Raw genomic sequence first — 21,125 nt, 5'->3', positions numbered from 1 at the left:
GTTTTCCTCAGTTCAGTTCACGAATATCAGCGAAACGGCCAGTCACCGCCGCCGCCGCCGCCATTGCCGGGCTGACCAGATGCGTGCGTCCGCCACGGCCCTGACGGCCTTCGAAGTTACGGTTACTGGTGGAGGCGCAACGTTCGCCCGGTTCCAGACGATCGTTGTTCATCGCCAGACACATGGAGCAGCCAGGCAGACGCCATTCGAAACCAGCTTCAATGAAGATCTTATCCAGACCTTCTTCTTCGGCCTGCGCTTTTACCGGGCCAGAGCCGGGAACCACAATCGCCTGTACACCGGTCGCGACTTTGCGACCTTTGGCGACGGCGGCGGCCGCGCGTAAATCTTCGATACGTGAGTTGGTACAGGAACCGATAAACACTTTATCGATCGCCACGTCGGTCAGTTTAATGCCCGGTTGCAAATCCATATACGCCAGCGCTTTTTCAGCGGAGGCACGTTCTACCGGATCGGCAAAAGAGGACGGATTTGGGATCGTCTGATTCACGCCCATGACCTGACCAGGGTTCGTACCCCAGGTGACCTGCGGTGCGATGTCAGCCGCGTCCAGCGTCACGACGCTGTCAAATTTGGCATCCGCATCGGTTTTCAGGGTTTTCCAGTACTCGACGGCGGCGTCCCAGTGTTGATCTTTCGGCGCGAACTGGCGGCCTTTCAGATACGCAAAGGTGGTGTCGTCGGGCGCGACCAGACCGGCCTTGGCACCCATTTCAATCGCCATGTTGCACAGGGTCATACGACCTTCCATGCTCAGCGCTTCGATGGCTTTACCGCAGAACTCGACAACGTGACCGGTACCGCCGGCGCTGCCGGTTTTACCGATGATCGCCAGCACGATATCTTTGGCGGTGATACCGGCAGGCGCGTCGCCGGTCACTTCGATTTTCATGGTTTTAGCGCGACCCTGTTTCAGGGTTTGCGTTGCCAGCACGTGTTCCACTTCCGATGTGCCGATACCGAAAGCCAGTGAACCGAACGCACCGTGCGTCGCCGTATGGGAATCGCCGCAAACGATGGTCATGCCCGGCAGGGTCATTCCCTGCTCAGGGCCGATCACGTGAACGATGCCCTGGAAAGGGTGGTTCAGGTCATACAGTTGTACGCCGAATTCCGCGCAGTTCTTGATCAGTTCCTGCATCTGAATGCGCGCCATTTCGCCGCTGGCATTGATGTCTTTGGTTTGCGTGGAGACGTTGTGATCCATCGTCGCGAAGGTTTTTCCCGGCTGACGTACCGGACGCCCCATCGCGCGCAGGCCGTCAAACGCCTGCGGAGAGGTCACTTCGTGCACCAGGTGGCGGTCGATGTACAACAGCGGCGTTTCGTTTTGCACTTCGTAAACGACGTGCGCGTCATACAATTTTTGGTACAGCGTCTTCGCCATGTTATGCCCCTTCTTTCACAAAGCGGGCAATGATATCGCCCATTTCACTGGTGCCCAGCGCCTGCTGACCGTTAGCCAAATCACCGGTGCGGTGGCCTGCTTCCAGCGCTTTATTCACTGCCTGCTCGATGGCGTTAGCGGCTTCATCAGCCCCCAGGCTATAACGCAGTAACAGCGCGGCAGACAAGATCTGGGCAATTGGGTTGGCGATGTTTTTACCGGCGATATCCGGTGCGGAGCCGCCCGCTGGTTCGAACAAACCAAATGCCTGCTCGTTCATGCTCGCCGAAGGCAACATACCCATGGAGCCGGTTATCATCGCGCATTCGTCTGACAGAATGTCGCCGAACAGGTTGGAGCACAGCAGTACGTCAAACTGCGATGGATCTTTAATCAGCTGCATGGTCGCGTTGTCGATGTAAATGTGGCTCAGGCTGACGTCCGGGTAATCCTTCGCAATTTCGTTTACCACTTCACGCCACATAATGGACGTTTGCAATACGTTGGCTTTATCGATGGACGTCACAATGCTGCGGCGTTTGCGCGCTGATTCAAAGGCGATGCGGGCAATACGTTCGATCTCAAAGCGGTAATATACCTCGGTATCGAAGGCTTTCTCATGCTGCCCCTGGCCTTCGCGGCCTTTCGGCTGGCCGAAGTAAATGCCGCCGGTCAGTTCGCGGACGCACAGAATGTCGAAGCCTTTGGCGGCGATGTCGGCACGCAGCGGGCAGAATTCTTCCAGACCCTGATACAGACGGGCAGGGCGCAGGTTGCTGAACAATTTGAAGTGCTTACGCAGCGGCAGTAATGCGCCGCGCTCAGGCTGATCGTTAGGCGGCAGGTGTTCCCATTTCGGGCCGCCCACCGAGCCAAACAGGATGGCATCGGCTTGTTCGCAACCGGCAACGGTCGCTGGCGGCAACGGGCTGCCGTGTTTGTCGATAGCTGCGCCACCGACGTCGTATTCGCTGGTGCTGATTTTCAGGCCAAAACGCGCACGTACTGCGTCCAGAACCTTGTATGCCTGGGCCATAACTTCCGGGCCAATTCCGTCTCCGGGTAAGACGGCAATATGATGGGTCTTGCTCATGATCACACCGTTTCCTGATTATTTTGAATGTTGTTGTGTTGCTGAACTTCGTGCTGCAAACGTTGTTTTTCGATCTCAACTTGTTTGCTGCGCCAGATATTATTCAGTACGTGCACCATCGCTTTGGCGGAAGATTCGACGATGTCCGTCGCCAGGCCCACGCCGTGGAAGCGGCGACCATTAAAGGAGACGACCACGTCGACCTGTCCCAGTGCATCACGCCCCTGACCTTTGGCGCTCAACTGATATTTCACCAGCTCGATTTGATAGCCAGTGATGCGGTTAATCGCCTGATAGACGGCATCAACAGGGCCATTGCCGGTAGCGGCTTCGGTAATGATCTCATCACCACAGGCCAGATTCACCGAGGCGGTGGCGGTTATCTTAGAACCGGACTGCACGCTGAAGTTGTCCAGTCGGTAAAACTCTGGCTCTTCTTGCTGCTTATTAATGAACACCAGTGCTTCTAAATCGTAGTCGAAAACCTGACCTTTTTTGTCAGCCAGCTTCAGGAACGCGGCATACAGATGATCCATGTTGTAATCGGATTCTTTGTAGCCCATTTCTTCCATACGATGCTTCACGGCGGCACGGCCGGAGCGGGATGTCAGGTTCAACTGGATCTGGTTCAGACCAATGGATTCCGGGGTCATGATTTCGTAGTTTTCGCGATTTTTCAGCACGCCGTCCTGATGGATACCGGAAGAGTGCGCGAAGGCGTTGGAGCCGACAATCGCTTTGTTGCCGGGGATCGGCATGTTGGTTATCTGGCTGACAATCTGGCTGGTGCGATAGATTTCTTTGTGATTGATATTGGTGTGGACGTTCATGTAATCCGAACGGGTCCGGATCGCCATGATGACTTCTTCCAGTGCGGTATTCCCGGCACGTTCGCCAATACCGTTCAGCGTGCCTTCTACCTGACGCGCACCGGCCTGAATCGCCGCGATAGAGTTACCGACCGCCATGCCCAGATCGTCGTGGCAGTGTACGGAAATAATCGCTTTATCAATGTTCGGCACGCGTTCATACAAGTTAGTAATGATTCCGCCGAACTGAACCGGCGTGGTGTAACCGACAGTATCAGGAATATTGATGGTGGTCGCACCGGCTTTGATCGCAGCTTCGACGACACGGCACAGATTATCCAGCGGCGTTCGGCCCGCATCTTCGCAGGAGAATTCGACGTCATCCGTATAGTTACGGGCACGTTTCACCGAGTGAACCGCCATCTCCAGAACCTGATCAAACGAACGCTTCAGTTTGGATTCAATATGCAGAGTCGAGGTGGCCAGGAAAACGTGGATACGGAAGGCTTCGGCAACGCGTAATGCTTCTGCGGCGGCGTCGATGTCACCATCTACGCAGCGTGCCAGACCGCAAACGCGGCTGTTTTTAATCTGGCGCGCGATAGTTTGTACAGATTCGAAATCACCCGGAGAAGAAACCGGGAAGCCGACTTCCATCACGTCAACGCCCATCCTTTCCAGCGCCATTGCAATTTGAATCTTCTCTTTAACACTCAGGCTGGCTTGTAACGCCTGTTCACCGTCACGCAGCGTGGTATCGAAAATAATGACTTGCTCGCTCATGGGTTTTTCCTTGTCTGCTCTATTTTTCGCGCCCTGCGGGAGATAAAAAAAAACCCGCGCATCGGCGCGGGTTTATTGTCTGTGGAAGTTGAATCAGTTCTGATTTTCGCCCACTGGCATACCGCGCAAATTTTTTGCGTTGAGTAGTAGGCCAAGGAGACGGGTAATCATGAACATGTATTTTCAGCTTCTCATATATAGGGTAGTTAAAACGGATATCGTTCAAACAGTGCTTAAAGTGATACGGGAATGTGTGTGCTATGTCAACCTTCAGTGCGTGGAAAAGGCGGTAATTTTTACAAATGAAAAACAATCTCATTTAGCATAAAACACTATCTGTAAGAATGTGTTTGGAGGAAAGAATTTCTCAGCCGTTACAAAGATTTCCTTGGGTGAAAACAGTACAAAACTGGACTGCACAGGAAGGTGGTGGTGAAATAATTATTCTAATTCAGTTAGTTAGATAATATTTACTGCTGCTTAACTTATTATTCATTTTTTGCATGTTGTTTCGGTAATTATTTTATTGTCTTATATCATCAGTTTTTAGAAGGGAAATGAAATATATATTTTGCTTTCTGATTATTCGAAACAGTACTTAGGTCCTTTTCAAATAATAAAAATATGAAATGGCACGCATTTTTTGTCGGCTGTTATTTATTGGTCTGATATGACTGTGCCGCATTTTGTTTAAATAAATCAATTAAAGATAATCATTATTCTTCAAGGCTGATGATCTTTAATGGGGATAACCATGTCTGACATCATTACCGAAAACGCTGCTAAACCTGCTGAGTTTGAAACGCATCTGCGTAATGTCGATCTTAATTTATTGACTGTCTTCGATGCCGTCATGCAATTACAAAATATTACCCGTGCAGCCAATATGCTGGGCATGTCTCAGCCCGCCGTCAGTAATGCTGTAGCCCGTTTGAAAATCATGTTCAATGATGATTTATTTGTTCGCTACGGTCGGGGCATCCAACCGACAATGCGTGCCCGGCAGTTGTTCGGCCCTGTCCGTCAGGCACTTCAGTTGATCATGAATGAATTGCCCGGCGCAGGTTTCGATCCCAGTGTCAGCATGCGCCAGTTTAATGTCGCGATTTGCAGCCCGCTGGATAAACGCCTGACATCTCAAGTTCTTCACGCCGTTGATACCCTGGCCAGCAGCGTCAGTATTAAATTACAGACTATCGTTAATGATAATATTGAACATCAGCTGCGCTACCAAAATATCGAATTTATGATCAGCTACCGTAAATTTGAACGGCCTGATTTCTGTAACGAACCCTTATTTAATGACGAACTGGTGTTGGTTGCGGCACAAAATCATCCCCGGATTAGCCCTTATATGTCCGACGAGAAATACCTGCGCGAAAAACATGCTGTCATGATGATTGACCGCTTCTATTCTTTCAGTGCGCCTTATTATGATGATCCTGAACTGCAATCTTTAATCGCCTATCAGGGAACAGATCTTTACAGCGTCATGGAAGTCGTGTCGAAAACCGAGATGGTGGCGCTGGTTCCCCGCTGGTTAGCGCAGGCTAATACCGGCATCCTAAATTTATCTGTCATTCCATTACCGTGGATGAAAAATCAGCTGACCTGTTATCTGTCATGGCATGAGTCTTCCAGTAAAGATCGCGGGAATATGTGGATGAAATCTTTATTAAGCCAGTGCGTACTGACGCTCTGACCCTAAAACGAACATCGTATTTACTTTGGTGTGCGCTGAAGTAAATATGCCTGGTTATGATTTATTTTGAAGTTTTTTATCCTGCGTGCTTTTTCGCCTCGTTAAAGCTACGCGGGTTTTTTTTCTCCCGCCATTGACTCATTCTGAGCCGCCGTTTTGCTTCCCCTAACGCTCTATAATTTCATTTCGCCCCGCAATATTTGTGGGTAGACTGCGTTAAATCTTTGTAACAGAGCAATACAGTTAGCCGCCTCCTGGCGAGCTGTGCTGAACGCCGGTATAGACGCTCAATGAATCCAACCTTAAATGATTACCATCTGATCGCCCGTTTTCGCCAACAGGTCACTCTTCGCGCTGACCAAATCGCCTTTCGTGAATGGTCACCCGCTGTTCAAACCTCACTGACCTGGCGTGAGTTAGGGGCGAAAGTCGATGCTTTATCGACTCTCCTTTTACGGGAGCGCGTGGAGGTTCAGGAGAGGATTGCAATCTGCGGGAATAATTCGATCGCCTGGGCAACGGCGGATCTGGCAATTTTGCAACTGCGTGCGGTAACCGTACCGGTCTATGCCACGAACACGCCCGCACAATCAGCGTATGTGCTTAATGATGCGGATATCCGCATTTTATTTGTGGTCGGCCAAAAGCAGTACGACGCGGCGATTGCATTGCGCGAACTCTGCCCGCAGCTACAACATATTCTGGTGCTAGATGATGATGTCGATTTACAGGGCGTGCAGATAGCCCGACATGTGTCTAATATCACCGTGCCGGACGCTGCGTTAACCGCCGAACGCGAAGCGCGCCTCAGCGCCTGCGATCTCAACGACTTATTCACGCTGATTTATACTTCGGGCACCACCGGGGAAGCGAAAGGCGTAATGCTCGACTACCGCAGTATGGCGACACAGCTGAAACAGCATGAAAAACGCCTGACGATTTCTGATCGGGATATCTCCCTGTGCTTCCTGCCGCTGGCGCATGTCTTCGAACGGGCGTGGAGTTTCTTTGTGATGCATTGCGGTGCGCAGAACGTCTTTCTGCGCGATACCGATTTAGTGAGGGATGCGTTACAGGCGGTGAAACCTACCGTCATGTGCGCCGTGCCGCGTTTCTATGAAAAAGTGTTCAGTGCGATCCACGATAAAGTCGCCCGCGCGGGAACGGTGAAAAAGTGGCTGTTCCACTGGGCAGTGGCGCAGGGTAAAGAGAAATTTCTGACTGAGCGGCGTGGCGAACGTAATCCCTTCTGGCTTTCACCGGCATATTTTCTGGCGGACAAGCTGGTGCTCAAAAAGCTGCGCGGTTTGCTCGGCGGCAACTTACGTTTTCTGCCAGCAGCTGGCGCGAGCCTGGATGACAATGTGATTCTGTTTTTTGAATCCCTCGGTTTGCATATCAAATACGGTTATGGTTTGACGGAAACTTGCGCCACCGTCACCTGCTGGGAAGAGAAAAATTTCCGCTTTGGCTCAGTCGGCACGGCGTTGCCGGAAATCGAGGTGCGTATCGGTGACGAAAATGAAATTCAGGTACGCGGACCAACACTGCTGCGCGGTTACTTCAATAAACCGGAAGAAACAGCGGCCAGTTTCACTGCGGATGGCTGGTTTAAAACCGGCGATGCGGGGAAGATGGATGCAGAAGGCAACGTGTTTATCACCGAACGACTGAAAGATCTGATGAAAACTTCAGGCGGTAAATATATCGCGCCGCAGCGGATCGAAGGCACGCTGGTGCAGGATCGCTACATTGAACAGGTGGCGGTGATCGCCGATGAGCGTCACTTTGTTTCTGCGCTGATCGTACCGGATTTCGATGTGCTCAACATGTACGCACAGGCGCATCATATCGATTACTTCAACCGCAGCGGTCTGGTCAAAAATGAACAGATTCTGTCGCTGTTTGCCCATCAGTTACGCGAAATTCAGCACGATCTGGCAGACTTTGAGCAGGTGAAAAAATTCGCGCTACTGATCAAACCTTTCACTATGGAATCCGGCGAACTGACGCCGACGCTCAAGCTGCGTCGTAAGATTATTTTCAGCCGCTACAAAAAGGAAATCGACGAACTCTACGGCGAATGACGCCGCGCCTTTGTCTTTCTCCCAACACCGGCGAATACCTGTTCGCCGGTTCCCTGATCATTTTTATGTCAGCATCAGACATAATTTAATCCTGTAATTTTTCCCGCCTTCCTGATATTTCTGACAGGTTGCCGTGCGCAGGCAGTGTTTTGTCCCGGACGGGCGATTGATGGCAGCGTGTCGCAATATACGAAATCTGTCATCCCTATTTTGGCGTTTGCCTGACCCAAATTCTCACGCTAAGGTACTGAGTTGAGTTAGCAACGCCAATAAGAACAGCAGGGTTTTCATCCGCTCTGCGTAAAGGCCTAAAATTCAGCGATTTAACTTTGGATTGCTGCTTGATAGAACAGCTTGCTGAAATAAAAAGTCATCCTATAGAAGAAATAAAAAGCCTGGAGGCAAAACCATGGAGATGTTGTCAGGAGCCGAGATGGTCGTTCGATCGTTAATCGATCAGGGCGTGAAGCAGTTATTCGGTTATCCCGGCGGAGCGGTGTTGGATATCTATGATGCCCTGCACACGGTCGGCGGGATTGATCATGTGCTGGTGAGACATGAACAGGCCGCTGTTCATATGGCTGACGGTTATGCGCGTGCCACGGGCGAAGTGGGCGTGGTGCTGGTGACGTCCGGTCCCGGTGCAACCAATGCGATCACCGGTATTGCGACAGCTTATATGGATTCCATTCCGCTGGTGGTGCTATCCGGCCAGGTACACAGTTCACTGATCGGTTATGACGCGTTCCAGGAATGCGACATGGTGGGGATCTCCCGTCCGGTGGTGAAACACAGTTTTCTGGTAAAACGCGCGGAAGATATTCCTACCGTGCTGAAAAAAGCTTTCTATCTGGCGTCCACGGGCCGTCCGGGCCCGGTGGTGGTCGATTTGCCAAAAGACGTGGTGAATCCGCAAATCAAATTACCTTACGCTTACCCTGAACAGGTTGCGATGCGGTCGTATAACCCGACGGTGCAGGGGCATCGCGGCCAGATTAAACGCGCATTGCAGACGTTGCTTGCCGCGAAAAAACCGGTGCTGTACGTCGGTGGTGGGGCGATCAACTCTGAGTGTCACGCAGAAATTCTGGAACTGGCAGAAAAACTGAATCTGCCGGTAACCACCTCCCTGATGGGGCTGGGCGCGTTCCCGGGCACACATCGTCAGAGTCTGGGTATGCTCGGCATGCATGGTACCTACGAAGCCAACATGGTGATGCACAACGCCGATCTGATTTTCGGCGTGGGCGTGCGTTTCGACGACCGTACCACCAATAATCTGGCGAAGTACTGCCCGAATGCCACTGTGATGCATATCGATATCGACCCGACGTCGATCTCCAAAACCGTCAGTGCTGATATTCCTATTGTCGGTGATGCGAAGCAGACACTGGTTCAGATGCTTGAATTGCTGGCGCAGAGTGACGACAAACAGGAATTTGATGCGCTGCGCGACTGGTGGACAAGTATTGAAAACTGGCGTGCGCGTCAATGCCTCAGCTACGACAAAAACAGCGGCAAGATCAAACCGCAGGCCGTTATCGAAACGCTGCATCGCCTGACCAAAGGTGACGCCTACGTGACGTCGGACGTCGGTCAGCATCAGATGTTCGCCGCACTTTATTATCAATTTGATAAGCCACGTCGCTGGATAAACTCCGGTGGCCTCGGCACGATGGGCTTCGGTCTGCCTGCCGCGCTGGGTGTGAAACTCGGTCTGCCGGACGAAACGGTAATTTGTGTCACCGGTGACGGCAGCATCCAGATGAACATTCAGGAGCTGTCGACCGCGCTGCAATACGGTTTACCCGTCATTGTGATCAACCTGAATAACGGTTATCTCGGTATGGTGAAACAGTGGCAGGACATGATTTATTCCGGTCGCCATTCGCAATCCTACATGGAATCGCTGCCTGACTTCGTCAAACTGGCGGAAGCTTATGGTCACGTTGGCATTGCTATCCGCACGCCGGATGAGCTGGAAAGCAAACTGATTCAGGCACTGGAACAGAAAAACCGTCTGGTATTTGTGGATATCAGCATTGATGAAACAGAACACGTTTACCCGATGCACATCCGTGGCGGTGCGATGGACGAAATGTGGTTAAGCAAAACGGAGAGGACCTGATCATGCGCCGGATTTTATCAGTATTACTGGAAAACGAATCGGGCGCGTTGTCCCGCGTAGTCGGCCTGTTCTCTCAGCGTGGCTACAACATCGAAAGCCTCACCGTTGCGCCGACCGATGATCCCACATTGTCGCGTATGACGATCCAGACCGTAGGCGATGCCAAGGTGCTCGAGCAGATCGAAAAGCAGCTGCATAAGCTGGTCGACGTGCTGCGCGTCACTGAACTGGTGCAGGGCGCTCACGTTGAGCGCGAAATCATGCTGGTGAAGGTTCAGGCTTCTGGCTATGGCCGGGAAGAGGTAAAACGTTCAACTGAAATCTTCCGTGGGCAGATTGTGGATGTTACGGCGACGCTTTACACCGTTCAGCTTGCGGGCACCAGCGACAAGCTCGACGCCTTCTTAGCCAGCATTCGTGATGTGGCTGAAATTGTCGAAGTGGCACGCTCCGGCGTGGTCGGTGTTTCGCGCGGCGACAAGATCATGCGCTAAAGCCTAAAAAATCAGCAGGATGTAAAATTTATCTGCATTGTTAAAGCTCAACTTTTTAGTTGGGCTTTCTTTTTTGCGGCCCAGGTGAAGCGATTCGGTAAAACACCTTGCCCGGCAGGGGCTTCTGGGGTTAGATAAAGCATTATCTTTCTTAAGGGGTTATCTCAGTGAAGCTGGATGAGATCGCGAGGTTAGCGGGCGTTTCGCGTACGACGGCCAGTTATGTGATTAACGGCAAAGCGAAGCAGTATCGTGTCAGCGATAAGACAGTCGAAAAAGTCATGGCTGTCGTGAAGGAACATAACTATCACCCGAATGCGGTGGCTGCGGGTTTACGCGCCGGCCGGACCCGTTCTATTGGTCTGGTGATCCCCGATCTGGAAAATACCAGTTATACCAAGATTGCCAATTTTCTCGAGCGTCAGGCACGCCAGCGTGGCTATCAGCTGCTGATTGCCTGTTCGGAAGATCAGCCTGACAACGAAATGCGCTGCATCGAGCATCTGCTGCAACGTCAGGTTGATGCGATCATCATTTCCACGTCTTTACCGCCGGAACATCCTTTTTATCAGCGCTGGGCCAATGATGATTTCCCCATCATTGCGCTGGATCGTGCGCTCGACCCTGAGCATTTCATCAGCGTTGTCGGTGCCGATCAGGAAGATGCTCTGATGCTGGCGCAGGAATTGCGAACGTTTCCTGCTGAATCGGTATTGTATCTCGGTGCATTGCCTGAATTATCGGTCAGCTTCCTGCGTGAGCAGGGCTTTCACGAGGCCTGGGCTGAAGATTCACGTCAGCCGCAGTATCTTTATGCCAATGCGTATGACCGCGAATCAGCGGCGGTGGTGTTTGCCCAGTGGCTGAAGCACAATCCGATGCCACAGGCACTTTTCACCACCTCGTTTCAGTTGTTACAGGGCGTCATGGACGTCACGCTGAAAACGGAAGGGCGTTTGCCTGTCGATCTGGTGATTGCTACCTTTGGGGATAACGAGCTTCTCGACTTCCTCGAGTGTCCGGTTCTGGCGGTCGCTCAGCGTCATCGTGACGTTGCCGAACGTGTGCTGGAGCTGGTACTGGCGTGCCTGGATGAGCCGAAAAAACCAAAAGCAGGCCTGACCCGTATTCGCCGCAACCTCTTCCGTCGTGGCCGGTTGAGCCGCAAGTAATCCTGACGGGTATTCTATTGAGTGCCCGTGATTCCCTCGCACAAACACACTTATCTATCCTCTCTTGCCCAATAGCTCACAACGCGTTAAAAAATTCCATGCGGGGAAAGTGGTTAATTTAGGAACATTCCCAGAGCGTTGAATTATTAACAAATGTTTTCGCCTTACAGTTACCGATATAAATCTGTTTATTGATATCTAAAATACGTTAATGCTGTCTGCAAAAGTGCTGTAGAATTCCCCGCTTAATTTCTCCGGGTATGCAGTTGTCTCGCGATTCGTGGTTTTTAAACGCCCTGAAAGGCTTGTGCCATGCGGGATGGCTCACAAAATGATGATGATTTAGCCGTGATAGCCAAAAAAAAATCGGAAATGATTTTTCTTATGGCAAAGAGAACAAGAAACGAGAGTCAGATAACAGAAGAATATAAATAGTTAAATAATATTCAGTTTGGTTTTTTTTTAAACGAAATTATTAACCCTCCGAAATTTCTTCAACTAATCATGACGTTATTTTCTATTTCACCTCTAAAATACCTCACCGCGTTACGTCGGGCTTTCATGTCCCCGCGTAAATATTGCCAAACCGCCTCCGCTCTGGCTTGACAAGGTTTTAAAACCATCCGTAAACTCTTTTAAGTGGGAATTTGTGGAGGAAAGTGGTGATTAGGGTCATAGAGGGGTAGATCGGTCATGTTTCGTGGCGCGACGATGGTTAACCTCGACAGCAAAGGGCGACTTGCCGTACCCACCCGTTACCGGGATTTGCTGAGCGAAGAATCGCAAGGTCAAATGGTGTGCACCATAGACCTCCATCACCCATGTCTCCTCCTTTACACCCTTCCCGAGTGGGAAATTATTGAACGTAAATTGTCCCGTCTGTCGAGCATGAACCCCGTTGAGCGCCGTATTCAGCGCCTGTTGCTGGGACATGCAAGTGAATGTCAGATGGATAACGCCGGGCGTCTGCTGATTGCCAACACTCTGCGTCAGCACGCCGGGCTCGCAAAAGAAGTGATGCTGGTTGGGCAGTTCAACAAGTTTGAATTGTGGGATGAACAGACCTGGTATCAACAAGTTAAGGAAGACATAGACGCTGAAAAATCGTCTCAGGAACCACTCTCTGACCGATTACAGGACTTGTCATTATAAGCATGGTTGAAAACTACAAACACACTTCCGTCTTGCTGGATGAAGCCGTCAACGGCCTGAACATCCGCCAGGACGGCATTTACATAGACGGAACCTTTGGCCGCGGTGGCCACTCACGTCTGATTTTGTCACAGCTGGGCCCACAAGGTCGCCTGCTGGCGATTGACCGCGATCCGCAGGCAATTAAAGCCGCAGAATCTATTGATGACGCGCGTTTTTCTATCGTTCACGGACCTTTCTCCGATCTCGCTGACTATGTTCGCGAGCGCGGTCTGGAAGGCAAGATCGACGGCGTATTACTGGATTTAGGCGTTTCCTCACCGCAGCTTGATGATGCGGAACGGGGTTTCTCCTTTATGCGTGACGGGCCTCTGGATATGCGCATGGATCCGACGCGTGGTTACTCAGCGGCTGAATGGCTGATGAAAGCGGAAGAAGAAGACATCATCTGGGTATTGAAAACGTTCGGTGAAGAGCGTTTTGCGAAACGCATTGCACGCGCGATTGTCGAGCGTAACCGCGAATTACCCATGACGCGGACCAAAGAACTGGCTGATTTGATAGCGAATGCCTCGCCGTTTCGTGAGAAGCATAAGCATCCGGCGACACGCAGCTTCCAGGCGATTCGTATCTACATCAACAGTGAGCTGGAAGAAATCGAACGTGCGCTGGACGGCGCGCTGGAAATTCTGGCACCGGCAGGGCGTTTATCCGTCATCAGCTTCCACTCACTGGAAGACCGCATCGTGAAACGCTTTATCCGTCAGCACAGCCGTGGCGCGCAAGTGCCTGCCGGGATCCCGATGACGGAAGCGCAGATCGCTGAACTTGGCGGACGCTCATTAAAATCAGTGGGAAAAATGATGCCTTCCGATGCGGAAGTGTCAGAAAACCCGCGGGCACGCAGTTCAGTCCTGCGTTTTGCTGAGAGAACGGCATCGTGATTGGCAATGAACGTCACGGTTTGGTGGGGGTTATTGCCAGCGACATTTTGCGCAATGGCAAGGTCCCGATGATTTTGCTGATTGCCGTTTTGATCAGCGCCATCTTCGTGGTCACCACTGCGCACCGTACGCGTTTACTGACAGCACAGCGCGAACAGTTAGTACTGGAAAGGGATGCGCTGGACATCGAGTGGCGCAACCTGATCCTCGAAGAGAATGCCCTCGGTGATCACAGCCGGGTAGAACGCATCGCAACGGAGAAATTGCAGATGCAACATGTTGATCCATCTCAAGAAACTATTGTGGTTCAGCCTTAAAATGCGCACGGAGGATACAGGCAGCTAATGAAAGCAACACGCACCGCGAAGTTAAAGCGTCCCGAAGATCAAGCCAGCTTTATCAGCTGGCGTTTTGCGTTGTTGTGCGCCTGTATTTTACTGGCCTTGCTGGGGCTGATGTTGCGGGTGGCTTATCTTCAGGTGATAAACCCCGATAAGCTGGTGAAAGAAGGGGACTTACGTTCCCTGCGCGTTCAAACCATTCCGACATCCCGCGGGATGATCACCGACCGCTCGGGGCGGCCTCTGGCCGTCAGCGTGCCTGTGAATGCAATTTGGGCCGATCCGAAAGAAATTACCGATCGCGGCGGCATCACGCTCGATACCAAGTGGAAAGCGCTCGCCGACGCCCTCAACATGCCACTCGATCAGCTTTCTGCCCGCATCAACGCCAATCCCAAAGGCCGCTTCGTTTATCTCGCCCGTCAGATCAACCCCTCCGTTGGCGAATACATTCGCAAACTTAAACTGCCGGGGATTTCCCTGCGTCAGGAGTCCCGTCGTTACTATCCGGCCGGACAGGTGACATCGCACGTCATTGGCGTCACTAACATCGATGGCGAAGGTATTGAAGGCGTTGAGAAAAGCTTTGACCGCTGGCTGACCGGGAAACCGGGCGAACGCACCATCCGTAAAGACCGCTTCGGGCGCGTCATTGAAGACATTTCCTCCGTTGACAGCCAGGCTGCGCACAATCTGGCGCTAAGCATCGACGAACGTTTGCAGGCACTGGTGTATCGCGAACTGAACAACGCCGTGGCATTTAACAAAGCCGAATCCGGCACTGCGGTACTGGTCGATGTGCAAACCGGTGAAGTGCTGGCGATGGCCAACAGCCCGTCTTATAACCCAAATAATATGCCGAACACCCCGAAAGACGTGATGCGTAACCGCGCCATCACCGACATCTTCGAGCCGGGTTCCACCGTCAAACCGATGGTAGTGATGACGGCGCTGAAAAATGGTGTCGTGCGCGAGAACAGTGTGCTGAACACCGTGCCGTATCGAATCAACGGTCACGAGATTAAAGATGTGGCCCGTTACGCGGAGCTGTCCGTGACGGGTATCTTGCAGAAGTCGAGTAACGTCGGTGTTTCACGACTGGCGTTATCGATGCCGTCCGCAGAGCTGGTAGATACTTACTCGCGATTCGGATTGGGAAAACCGACCAATTTGGGACTGGTTGGAGAAAGCAGTGGCTTATACCCTAAAAAACAACGGTGGTCTGACATAGAGAGGGCCACCTTCTCTTTCGGCTACGGGCTAATGGTGACACCTCTCCAGCTAGCGCGAGTCTACGCAACGATTGGCAGCATGGGCATTTATCGTCCGCTGTCGATAACCAAAGTTGATCCGCCTGTCTCTGGCGAACGTATTTTCCCGGAACCGATTGTCCGCACCGTCGTGCATATGATGGAAAGCGTCGCACTGCCCGGCGGTGGTGGCGTGAAGGCGGCGATCAAGGGTTACCGCATCGCGATTAAAACCGGTACCGCGAAGAAAGTCGGTCCCGATGGTAAGTATGTGAACAAATACATTGCCTACACCGCAGGCGTTGCACCGGCAAGCAATCCAAGATTTGCGCTGGTGGTGGTTATCAACGATCCGCAGGCAGGGAAGTATTACGGTGGGGCCGTTTCCGCACCTGTGTTCGGCGCGATCATGGGCGGCGTATTGCGCACCATGAACATCGAACCGGATGCGCTGACTGCCGACGAAAATGCAGACATAGTGAATAATCAAAAAGAGGCTTCAGGTGGCAGATCGTAATTTGCGCGACCTATTAGCGCCCTGGGTGAGTGATGCCCCGGCGGTAGCGCTAAAAGACATGATTTTAGACAGCCGCGTGGCGGCTGCCGGAGATCTGTTCGTCGCGATTTCAGGCCATACCAGCGATGGGCGTCGTTTTATTCCCCAGGCAATTGCCCAGGGTGTCGCTGCCGTTGTGGCCGAAGCAAAAGGTGAACAAGAGCATGGAACGGTTAGCCAGATGCATGGCGTGCCGGTGATTTACCTCGAAAATCTTAGTGTTTTGCTGTCCGAACTGGCAGGACGTTTCTATCATCAGCCGGCTCAGGCCTTACGTCTGATCGGCGTGACCGGCACCAACGGCAAAACCACGACCACGCAGCTGCTGGCGCAGTGGAGTCAGTTGCTGGGTGAAACCAGCGCCGTGATGGGCACCGTGGGTAATGGTTTGCTCGATAAAGTGGTACCGGCGGAAAATACCACCGGGTCTGCGGTACAGGTTCAGCATATTCTGGCGGATTTAGTACAGCAGGGCGCCACCTTCGCCGCGATGGAAGTTTCCTCGCACGGGCTGGTTCAGCACCGCGTCGCTGCGCTGCCGTTTGCCGCTGCGGCTTTCACCAACCTCAGTCGTGATCATCTGGATTATCACGGCGATATGCAAAGCTACGAAGATGCCAAATGGCAACTCTTCTCTTCGCATCAGGTTGGCCAAAAAATTATTAATGTTGACGATGAAGTCGGGTTGCGCTGGCTGGCGAAAACCCCCGACGCTATCGCCGTCACCATGGAAGACAACATCCCGGCAGGCTGGAAAGGCCGCTGGCTGGCGGCGCGCAGCGTGAATTATCACGACAACGGCGCGACCGTGAATATCGATTCAAGCTGGGGCGAAGGGCTGCTGGAAAGCCGTCTGATGGGCGCGTTCAACGTCAGTAATCTGCTGGTGGCGCTGGCGACCTTGCTTTCACAAGATTATCCGCTGGCGCAGTTGCTGGCGGTGAGTTCACAACTGCAACCGGTATGCGGCCGCATGGAAGTGTTCAATGCGCCGGGCAAACCGACCGCCGTGGTGGATTACGCTCATACGCCTGACGCGCTGGAAAAAGCGCTGGCGGCGGCGCGTCTGCACTGTCGTGGCACGCTGTGGTGTGTGTTTGGCTGCGGCGGCGATCGCGACAAAGGCAAACGTCCTCTGATGGGCGGCATTGCGGAACAGTACGCCGATCGCGTGATCGTGACGGATGACAACCCGCGCAGCGAAGAGCCCCGCGCTATTGTCGCCGATATCCTTGCCGGGCTGCTGGATGCTGGCCGGGCGCAGGAAATTCATGGCCGCGCAGAGGCAGTAACCATCGCGATTATGCAGGCAACTGAAGATGACGTTGTGCTGATCGCAGGTAAAGGCCACGAGGATTACCAACTGGTAGGCAATCAGCGTCTCGACTATTCCGATCGCGTAACGGTTGCCCGTTTGCTGGGGGTGATCGCATGATCCGCGTTTCTCTGCAAACGTTGGCGGCGGCGCTCAATGCTGAACTTATCGGCAGCGATACCCAAATCGACAGTGTTACGACCGATACCCGTCAGATCACGCCGGGCTGTTTGTTCATCGCCCTGAAAGGCGAAAAATTTGATGCGCACGACTTTGCGGCCGATGCCGTTAAAGCCGGTTCAGGGGCTTTACTGGTAAGTAAGCGCTTACCGGTGGAGATCCCACAACTCCTGGTGGCTGACACCCGTATCGCGCTCGGCCAGCTCGGCGGCTGGGTGCGTCAGCAGGTTCCTGCCCGCGTGGTCGGCCTGACCGGCTCCTCCGGTAAAACGTCCGTGAAAGAGATGACCGCAGCGATCTTACGCGAGTGCGGCAATGTGCTCTACACCGCTGGCAACTTCAATAACGACATCGGCGTACCGCTGACGTTGCTGCGCCTGACCGCAGAACATGACTTTGCCGTCATCGAAATGGGCGCTAACCATCCGGGCGAAATCGCTTATACCACTGCACTGGCCAGGCCTGAAACGGCGCTGGTCAATAATCTGTCTGCCGCTCACCTTGAAGGTTTCGGTTCACTGGCCGGTGTTGCGCAGGCCAAGGGCGAAATTTTTGAAGGCTTGCCCGAAAACGGTACGGCGATTGTTAACGCAGAGAGCAACGACTGGCCGAACTGGCAGCGCAAACTCGACGGCAAAACCGTCTGGCGGTTCTCTTCGACAAAAAATTCTGCGCAGCAGAGTGACGGCAGTGATTTCTTCGCAACAGACGTCAAAATCAGCCCGCTTAATACCGGGTTTACCCTGCATTCTCCTCAAGGCAGCATAGATGTATCGCTGCCTGTGCCGGGGCGTCACAACATTGCTAACGCGATGGCTGCGGCCGCGCTGGCGCTGTCGATTGGCGCTTCGCTCGAAAATGTTCGCGCTGGTCTGACGACCCTGCAATCGGTTAAAGGCCGCTTGTTCCCGATCGCACTCTGCGAAGGTAAAACGCTGCTCGATGACAGCTACAACGCTAACGTGGGCTCGATGACAGCCGCCGCGCAAGTGCTGGCAGAAATGCCGGGCTACCGCGTGATGGCCGTTGGCGACATGGCGGAACTGGGTGCACAAAGCGAAGCGTGTCATCGCGAGGTGGGCGAAGCGATTCGTGCAGCGGGGATCGACAAAGTTTTCAGTATTGGTCACGACAGCCGCATCATCAGTGATGTCAGCGGGTGTGGTGAGCATTTAGCGGATAAGGCAGCCCTGACGGCCCGCCTGACGAGCTTACTGTCTGAACATGCGGTAATTACCGTTTTAATTAAAGGTTCACGTAGTGCCGCAATGGAGCAGGTAGTACGCGCGTTACAGGAGAATGCAACATGTTAGTTTGGCTGGCCGAACACTTGGTCAAATATTATTCCGGCTTCAACGTCTTTTCCTATCTGACGTTTCGCGCCATCGTCAGCCTGCTGACTGCATTGTTCCTGTCACTGTGGATTGGTCCACGGATGATTGCCCGTCTGCAAAAAATGTCATTCGGTCAGGTTGTGCGTAACGACGGCCCGGAATCACATTTCAGCAAACGTGGTACGCCAACCATGGGGGGGCTGATGATTCTGGCCTCTATCACCATTTCGGTGCTGATGTGGGCGTATCCGTCTAACCCGTACGTCTGGTGTGTCCTGTTCGTGTTGATCGGCTACGGCATCGTCGGTTTCATTGATGATTACCGCAAAGTTGTGCGCAAAGACACCAAGGGCCTCATCGCCCGCTGGAAATACTTCTGGCAGTCCGTGATAGCACTGGCTGCCGCTTTCACTATGTACGCCATCGGTAAAGACACGCCAGCGACAGAGCTGGTGGTGCCGTTCTTTAAAGACATCATGCCGCAGCTTGGCCTGCTGTACATCCTGCTGAGCTACTTCGTGATTGTGGGTACCAGTAACGCCGTCAACCTGACCGATGGTCTGGACGGGTTGGCGATTATGCCCACAGTATTCGTTGCCGGTGGCTTTGCGCTGGTGGCCTGGGCGACCGGTAACATGAATTTCGCCAGCTACCTGCACATCCCTTATCTGCGTCACGCTGGGGAACTGGTGATCGTGTGTACCGCGATTGTCGGTGCCGGGCTCGGATTCCTGTGGTTCAACACCTATCCGGCACAGGTCTTCATGGGTGACGTCGGCTCTCTGGCCTTGGGCGGCGCGCTGGGTACCATCGCCGTACTACTGCGCCAGGAGTTCTTACTGGTGATTATGGGCGGTGTATTCGTGGTCGAAACACTGTCGGTTATCTTGCAAGTCGGGTCCTTTAAGTTACGTGGGCAGCGCATCTTCCGTATGGCGCCAATCCATCATCACTACGAACTTAAAGGCTGGCCGGAACCGCGCGTCATTGTGCGCTTCTGGATTATTTCGCTGATGCTGGTGCTGATCGGCCTTGCAACGCTGAAGGTACGGTAACTATGGCTGACTATCAGGGTAAAAAAGTCGTCATCATCGGGTTGGGGCTGACCGGCCTCTCTTGTGTTGATTTCTTTGTGGCACGTGGCGTGACGCCGCGTGTTATGGATACCCGCGTCAGCCTGTCAGGACTGGACAAGCTTGCGGATAATATTGAGCGTCATCTCGGTTCACTCAATGAAGAGTGGCTGCTGGATGCGGATCTGATCGTTGCCAGTCCGGGTATCGCACTGGCATCGCCTGCGCTGAGCGCCGCTGCTGAAGCGGGTGTGGAAATTGTCGGCGATATCGAACTGTTCTGCCGTGAAACCCAGACGCCGATTGTGGCAATCACTGGTTCAAACGGTAAAAGCACAGTGACCATGCTGGTCGGTGAAATGGCGAAAGCCGCCGGATGGCGTGTTGGCGTGGGCGGGAATATCGGTCTGCCAGTACTTAATATGTTGGATCACGAATACGATCTGTTCGTGCTCGAACTCTCGAGCTTCCAGCTGGAAACAACGGAAAGTCTGCAAGCTGCTGCGGCCACCATTCTGAACGTGACCGAGGACCACATGGATCGCTATCCGTTTGGCCTTCAACAGTACCGTGCGGCCAAGTTAAAAGTGTATGAGAACGCCTCGCTTTGCGTGGTGAATGCTGATGATGCACTGACCATGCCGGTACGCGGGGCTGATAAGCGTTGTGTGAGCTTTGGGGTGGATGTGGGGGATTATCACCTGACCCGCCAGCAGGATGATATCTGGCTGCGAGTGCGCGGTGAGAAAGTCCTGAATACCAATGAGATGCCGCTGACCGGCCGTCACAACTATACCAATGCGCTGGCGGCTTTGGCGCTGGCGGATGCTGTCGGTGTTCCTCATGCTTCCAGCCTGAAAGCGCTGACCACCTTTACCGGACTGGCGCATCGTTTCCAGATAGCCTGGCAGCACAACGGCGTGCGCTGGATTAACGATTCCAAGGCGACCAACGTCGGCAGCACCGAAGCGGCACTGAACGGTCTGCACGTTGAGGGCACGGTGCATCTGTTACTGGGCGGCGACGGCAAATCGGCCGATTTCTCGCCGCTGACGCGTTATTTGCAGGGCGAGAAACTCCGCGTTTACTGTTTTGGCCGTGACGGGGCTGAACTGGCAGAGCTACGCCCGGAAGTTTCTTCTCTGTTTGAAACAATGGAGCAGGCGATGCGTGAAATCAGTTCGCATCTGGCTTCCGGCGACATGGTGCTGCTGTCTCCTGCGTGTGCGAGTCTCGATCAGTTCCGCAGTTTTGAACACCGTGGTGATGTCTTCACTGCGCTGGCGAAGGAGCTTGGCTGATGC

General features: G+C 53.1%; 16 protein-coding genes. 13 read left to right on the top strand and 3 right to left on the bottom strand.

The genetic code is table 11. The annotated features are described in order from the left end of the window. Nucleotides 1-7: 7 nt before the first annotated feature. From leuC to leuA, 3 genes are read right to left on the bottom strand one after another with little or no spacing between them, the layout of a single operon-like run. Complete coding sequence (gene leuC / locus AC0Z7K_RS15415; RefSeq protein ID WP_413527815.1) at nucleotides 8-1,408, bottom strand: 3-isopropylmalate dehydratase large subunit; 1,401 nt, start codon at nucleotides 1,406-1,408, stop codon at nucleotides 8-10. Between the two features lies 1 nt (nucleotide 1,409). After that, on the bottom strand, nucleotides 1,410-2,501 hold the full coding sequence (gene leuB / locus AC0Z7K_RS15410; RefSeq protein ID WP_485615095.1) for a 3-isopropylmalate dehydrogenase: 1,092 nt from the start codon (nucleotides 2,499-2,501) through the stop codon (nucleotides 1,410-1,412). 2 nt (nucleotides 2,502-2,503) lie between these two features. Then, complete coding sequence (gene leuA / locus AC0Z7K_RS15405; protein WP_112168723.1) at nucleotides 2,504-4,093, bottom strand: 2-isopropylmalate synthase; 1,590 nt, start codon at nucleotides 4,091-4,093, stop codon at nucleotides 2,504-2,506. Nucleotides 4,094-4,847: 754 nt separating this feature from the next. On the opposite strand from leuA, the gene leuO reads away from it, so the two are divergent. The 13 genes from leuO (at nucleotide 4,848) to murD (ending at nucleotide 21,122) form a co-directional block, all read left to right on the top strand. Continuing rightward, nucleotides 4,848-5,795, top strand: a complete 948-nt coding sequence (leuO, locus tag AC0Z7K_RS15400) for a transcriptional regulator LeuO (protein WP_413527817.1) — start codon at nucleotides 4,848-4,850, stop codon at nucleotides 5,793-5,795. 290 nt (nucleotides 5,796-6,085) lie between these two features. Beyond that, nucleotides 6,086-7,882: an AMP-dependent synthetase/ligase gene (locus AC0Z7K_RS15395; protein ID WP_485615094.1), complete on the top strand. Its 1,797-nt coding sequence runs from the start codon at nucleotides 6,086-6,088 to the stop codon at nucleotides 7,880-7,882. A 409-nt stretch (nucleotides 7,883-8,291) separates the two neighbouring features. Further along, nucleotides 8,292-10,010 carry an acetolactate synthase 3 large subunit gene (gene ilvI / locus AC0Z7K_RS15390; protein ID WP_413527819.1) on the top strand — a complete coding sequence of 573 codons (1,719 nt, stop codon included), beginning with the start codon at nucleotides 8,292-8,294 and terminating at the stop codon, nucleotides 10,008-10,010. Nucleotides 10,011-10,012: 2 nt separating this feature from the next. Beyond that, the gene (ilvN, locus tag AC0Z7K_RS15385; RefSeq protein ID WP_013577020.1) at nucleotides 10,013-10,504 is read left to right on the top strand and encodes an acetolactate synthase small subunit; all 492 of its coding nucleotides are present in this window, start codon (nucleotides 10,013-10,015) and stop codon (nucleotides 10,502-10,504) included. 167 nt (nucleotides 10,505-10,671) lie between these two features. Then, nucleotides 10,672-11,676 (top strand): catabolite repressor/activator, encoded by a 1,005-nt coding sequence (gene cra / locus AC0Z7K_RS15380; RefSeq protein WP_485615093.1) that lies wholly within the window; start codon nucleotides 10,672-10,674, stop codon nucleotides 11,674-11,676. Between the two features lie 693 nt (nucleotides 11,677-12,369). Further along, complete coding sequence (gene mraZ / locus AC0Z7K_RS15375; RefSeq protein WP_485615092.1) at nucleotides 12,370-12,828, top strand: division/cell wall cluster transcriptional repressor MraZ; 459 nt, start codon at nucleotides 12,370-12,372, stop codon at nucleotides 12,826-12,828. Between the two features lie 2 nt (nucleotides 12,829-12,830). Continuing rightward, nucleotides 12,831-13,772, top strand: a complete 942-nt coding sequence (gene rsmH / locus AC0Z7K_RS15370) for a 16S rRNA (cytosine(1402)-N(4))-methyltransferase RsmH (RefSeq protein ID WP_213051372.1) — start codon at nucleotides 12,831-12,833, stop codon at nucleotides 13,770-13,772. Next, nucleotides 13,769-14,089, top strand: coding sequence for a cell division protein FtsL (gene ftsL / locus AC0Z7K_RS15365; RefSeq protein WP_413527821.1), 321 nt, complete (start codon nucleotides 13,769-13,771; stop codon nucleotides 14,087-14,089). Before rsmH ends, ftsL begins: the two co-directional genes overlap by 4 nt. Before the next feature lie 27 nt (nucleotides 14,090-14,116). Continuing rightward, nucleotides 14,117-15,880: a peptidoglycan glycosyltransferase FtsI gene (locus AC0Z7K_RS15360; protein ID WP_413527822.1), complete on the top strand. Its 1,764-nt coding sequence runs from the start codon at nucleotides 14,117-14,119 to the stop codon at nucleotides 15,878-15,880. Then, the gene (murE, locus tag AC0Z7K_RS15355) at nucleotides 15,867-17,354 is read left to right on the top strand and encodes a UDP-N-acetylmuramoyl-L-alanyl-D-glutamate--2,6-diaminopimelate ligase (protein ID WP_485615091.1); all 1,488 of its coding nucleotides are present in this window, start codon (nucleotides 15,867-15,869) and stop codon (nucleotides 17,352-17,354) included. The genes AC0Z7K_RS15360 and murE overlap by 14 nt, the downstream gene beginning before the upstream one ends. Next, nucleotides 17,351-18,727 carry a UDP-N-acetylmuramoyl-tripeptide--D-alanyl-D-alanine ligase gene (gene murF / locus AC0Z7K_RS15350; RefSeq protein ID WP_485615090.1) on the top strand — a complete coding sequence of 459 codons (1,377 nt, stop codon included), beginning with the start codon at nucleotides 17,351-17,353 and terminating at the stop codon, nucleotides 18,725-18,727. Before murE ends, murF begins: the two co-directional genes overlap by 4 nt. Next, on the top strand, nucleotides 18,721-19,803 hold the full coding sequence (gene mraY / locus AC0Z7K_RS15345) for a phospho-N-acetylmuramoyl-pentapeptide-transferase (RefSeq protein ID WP_413527825.1): 1,083 nt from the start codon (nucleotides 18,721-18,723) through the stop codon (nucleotides 19,801-19,803). Before murF ends, mraY begins: the two co-directional genes overlap by 7 nt. 2 nt (nucleotides 19,804-19,805) lie before the next feature. Continuing rightward, nucleotides 19,806-21,122 carry a UDP-N-acetylmuramoyl-L-alanine--D-glutamate ligase gene (gene murD, locus AC0Z7K_RS15340; RefSeq protein WP_485615089.1) on the top strand — a complete coding sequence of 439 codons (1,317 nt, stop codon included), beginning with the start codon at nucleotides 19,806-19,808 and terminating at the stop codon, nucleotides 21,120-21,122. Nucleotides 21,123-21,125 lie beyond the last annotated feature (3 nt).

This window comes from Rahnella sp. 1L-D-7-B-C2 (genome assembly GCF_057290995.1).
The sequence above is the reverse complement of the archived record's forward strand: the minus strand, read 5'-3'. Positions and strand labels throughout refer to the sequence as shown.